At 59.7% G+C, this 3,622-nt stretch carries 5 protein-coding genes; 3 read left to right on the forward strand and 2 right to left on the reverse strand.

What is annotated here, in order from left to right:
* The 3 genes from J7G73_RS12590 to rlmD form a co-directional block, all read left to right on the forward strand.
* Positions 1 to 1,063: sodium-dependent transporter (locus tag J7G73_RS12590; protein ID WP_291246514.1), on the forward strand; the 1,063-nt coding region annotated here is incomplete at its 5' end.
* Between the two features lie 30 nt (positions 1,064 to 1,093).
* Positions 1,094 to 1,567 carry an LURP-one-related family protein gene (locus tag J7G73_RS12595; protein WP_291246515.1) on the forward strand — a complete coding sequence of 158 codons (474 nt, stop codon included), beginning with the start codon at positions 1,094 to 1,096 and terminating at the stop codon, positions 1,565 to 1,567.
* Positions 1,568 to 1,571: 4 nt separating this feature from the next.
* Positions 1,572 to 2,714, forward strand: a complete 1,143-nt coding sequence (rlmD, locus tag J7G73_RS12600; protein ID WP_367114006.1) for a 23S rRNA (uracil(1939)-C(5))-methyltransferase RlmD — start codon at positions 1,572 to 1,574, stop codon at positions 2,712 to 2,714.
* Positions 2,715 to 2,792: 78 nt separating this feature from the next.
* Here rlmD and J7G73_RS12605 read toward each other — a convergent pair whose 3' ends face one another.
* The gene (locus tag J7G73_RS12605) at positions 2,793 to 3,161 is read right to left on the reverse strand and encodes a DUF2085 domain-containing protein (RefSeq protein ID WP_291246516.1); all 369 of its coding nucleotides are present in this window, start codon (positions 3,159 to 3,161) and stop codon (positions 2,793 to 2,795) included.
* Complete coding sequence (locus J7G73_RS12610; RefSeq protein ID WP_087295718.1) at positions 3,158 to 3,451, reverse strand: zinc-ribbon domain-containing protein; 294 nt, start codon at positions 3,449 to 3,451, stop codon at positions 3,158 to 3,160. Before J7G73_RS12610 ends, J7G73_RS12605 begins: the two co-directional genes overlap by 4 nt.
* Between the last annotated feature and the right edge of the window lie 171 nt (positions 3,452 to 3,622).

Genomic DNA, 3,622 nt, shown 5'->3' on the forward strand with positions numbered 1-3,622 from the left:
CAAAAAGATGGTCGGCTCTGTCCTCAGCTGGATTCCCCTGCTGGGTTCGCTGGGCATCGCCATCGGCTATGCGGTCATTCTGGGCTGGGTGCTGCGCAGTCTGGCAGGCTCGGTCACCGGCACACTGCTGGGCTCTGATCCGGAGACCTTCTTCCACCAGGCCACCGGCAGCTTCGGCAGTGTGGGCTGGCATGCGGCCATCGTGCTTCTGGTCTCGGTGGTGATGCTGCTGGGCGTGGCCCGGGGCATTGAAAAGGTGAGCAAGGTGCTCATGCCCCTGTTCTTCGTGCTCTTTCTGGCACTGGCTGCCTGGGTGGCCTTCCTGCCCGGCGCGGCCGAGGGCTACCGTTTTCTGTTCGTGCCCAAATGGGAGGCCCTTCTGAATGTGGACACCTGGGTCATGGCCATGGGCCAGGCCTTCTTCTCGCTGTCCATCACCGGGTCCGGCATGATCGTATACGGTGCGTATCTGGGCAAAGATGCGGATATTCCCCAGGCTTCGCTGCGCACCGCCTTCTTCGACACCCTGGCCGCCCTGCTCAGCGGCCTCGCCATCATGCCCGCCGTGTTTGCTTTCGGGGTGGATGTGACCCGCGGCCCCTCGCTCATGTTCATCGCCCTGCCCACCGTGTTCCAGCGCATGCCGCTGGGCCGGGTGTTCGCGGTGTTCTTCTTCGTGTCGGTGGCTTTTGCGGGCATCACCTCGCTGATCAATATGTTTGAGGCCGTGATCGAAAGCTGGCAGAACCGCTTCAAGCTGGACCGCCGCATCGCGGTGGCCCTGTGCGGCGGCCTCACCTTCGGTGTGGGCGTTTTCCTGGAGGCTGAGCCGGTGGTGGGCAGCTGGCTGGACTTTGTGACCATCGTGATCGTGCCCATCGGTGCGGTGCTGGGTGCCATCTCCATCTATTACGTGCTGGGCTGGCCCCGCATCCGTCAGGAGCTGGAGACCGGCCGTGACAAGCCGCTGCCCGAGCTCTTCGGCCGGGTGGCAAAATACGTGTATGTTCCGCTCACCGTGCTGGTGCTGCTGCTGGGCTTTGTGTACGGCGGCATCGGCTGATGCAAACCAAACGAAAGGGGATCGCCAACCATGAAACTGCTTTTCAAACAGCGTCTGTTCTCCTGGCTGGACAGCTACGATATTTACAACGAACACGGCGAGACCGCCTTCACCGTGGAGGGCAAGCTGGCCTGGGGCCATAAGCTGGAAATTCTGGACCCGGCCGGCCGTCATCTGGGCACCGTAAAAGAGGAGGTACTCACCTTCCTGCCCCGGTTTGCGCTGTATCTGGGTGAGGAGTACATCGGCCAGATCAAAAAGGAGTTCACCTTTTTCAAGCCCAGCTTCACGCTGGACTGCCGGGACTGGCAGGTGAGCGGCGACTGGCTGGAATGGGACTATCAGGTGACCGACAGCCAGGGCCGTACCGTGATGACCGCCAGCAAGGAGCTGTTCAACTGGACCGACACCTATGTGATGGACATTGCGCGGGATGAGGATGCCCTGCTCTGTCTGATGATCGTGCTGGCCATCGACGCAGCCAAGTGCTCCGGGGGGAATTGATGCCATGAAAAACACCTGTTCCTGCCGCAAAAAGGGCTGCGGCGGCTGCCCGCTGCTTGCTTTGCCCTACCCGGAGCAGCTGGCCCAGAAGCAGAAGGATGTGGAAAAGCTGCTGGGCAAGTTCGGCCCGGTACAGCCCATTCTGGGCATGGAGGACCCCTGGCACTACCGGAACAAAGCGGTGTCCACCTTCTGTGCCGGACCGGGACGCAGCCTGCAAAGCGGTATCTACGCCCAGGGTACCCACCGGGTGATCCCGGTGGAGGAATGCCTGCTGCACAACCCCGCTCTGGATGAGGCCATCGCAGCGGTGCGCACTGCCGCGGCCGCCTGCCGTTATGAACCCTTCAACGAGGACCGGCGCACCGGTCTGATCCGCCACGTGCTGGTGCGCCACAGCCGGGCCACCGGTCAGGTGCTGGTCTGCCTGGTCACCGCCCAGGCGGCCCTGCCCGGCTCCAAGGCTTTTGTGACAAAGCTGCGCCAGCTGTGCCCGGCGGTGAGCACTGTAGTCCAGAACATCAATCCCCGTCATTCCAGCGCAGTGCTGGGCAGCGCCGAAAAGCTGCTGTACGGCAAGGGGTACATTGAGGACACCCTGTGCGGAGTAAAATTCCGGCTTTCTGCCGCAAGCTTTTATCAGGTAAACCCGGTGCAGACCGAACGGCTGTACCAGACTGCCATCGAAGCCGCCGGGCTGGACGGCAGTCAGACCGTGCTGGACGCTTACTGCGGCGTGGGTACCATCGGCCTGGCCAGTGCGGCCAAAGCAAAATCGGTGCTGGGCGTGGAGCTGAACCGCAGCGCGGTGAACTGCGCCATCCAGAACGCCAAAGCCAACGGCATTGCCAACGCCTGTTTCCTCTGCGCGGACGCCACCAGCGCCATCCAGCGCATGGCCCAGCAGGACGAGCGTGTGGATGTGGTCTTCCTGGACCCGCCCCGAGCAGGCAGCACCCCGGAATTTCTGCAGGCGGTCTGCCAGCTGAATCCGAAGCGGGTGGTGTACATCTCCTGCAATCCCGAGACCCAGCGCCGGGACCTGGACTATCTGACCGCCCGGGGCTGGAAGGCAAGCTTCATCCAGCCGGTAGACCTGTTCCCCCACACCGAGCATGTGGAGACGGTTGTTCTTTTGTCCAAATAACAAGTCATCGCAATCCACACAAAAAGCCCGAATCCGTTTTGAGTCGGATTCGGGCTTTTTTCGTTTCAGATATTCTTTTCAGGATATGGGCAATCCCATTCCCAGCTGTACGCCCCAGCGGAATGCAAAGGCTGTGCTGGTGAAAAACAAGGTCAGCAATCCACAGCCAAACAACAATCCGGTAACGAACCGGCGGCCATTCGTGCTTTCATAGCTGCTCAGCGCCTGAATGCCGCCATCCAGAACCATAGGGATCATGGAAGCAGCCGCCCAGGCCACACTCAAATGAAAAAACGGATAACACAGAGCCGCAGCCAGGATTCCCACCAGTTCGCCGGTACAGCGGGCGCAAACCGGGAATCGCCGTCCGCGATAGTGGAACGACCGGTCATCCCTGCAATGGCAGCCGCAGAAACGGGGCAGCCAGACATAAAGCCAGGAGATCATCCCATCATGGCCATGCCTACACCGGCAGCGACCACAACCACATAGTAAATCACAATGCAGATCACACCAACCAGCGCACCGATACCAGCCTTCTTCGCCGTATTGGGCTTCTGGTCCTTCCAGACCAGGAACAGAATCAGACCAACCAGAGGAATGCAGCAACCCAGAATGGCCCAACCGATGCTTCCGCTGTCTACCACAGTCGGCTTATCCTGCTGGGGCACACCGCATGCCGGGCATACCACAGCCTTATCATCGATTTGTGTTCCGCAGTTTTTACAATATGCCATAGCTTAATTCCTCCTTCATGTCCACCAGCCTGAGCCCATGGACTTTGTTTGAGTAAAGCATATCATATTTTGTAAAAACCTGCAATAACTTTTTCACATATAAAAACCATCCCCAGCATTTCGCCTTATTTGCTTCCGTTTTTCTGCATCATCCGGAAGCTTTCGTTTCCT

This window comes from Allofournierella sp. (assembly GCF_017889395.1).
Lineage (GTDB): Bacteria > Bacillota > Clostridia > Oscillospirales > Ruminococcaceae > Allofournierella.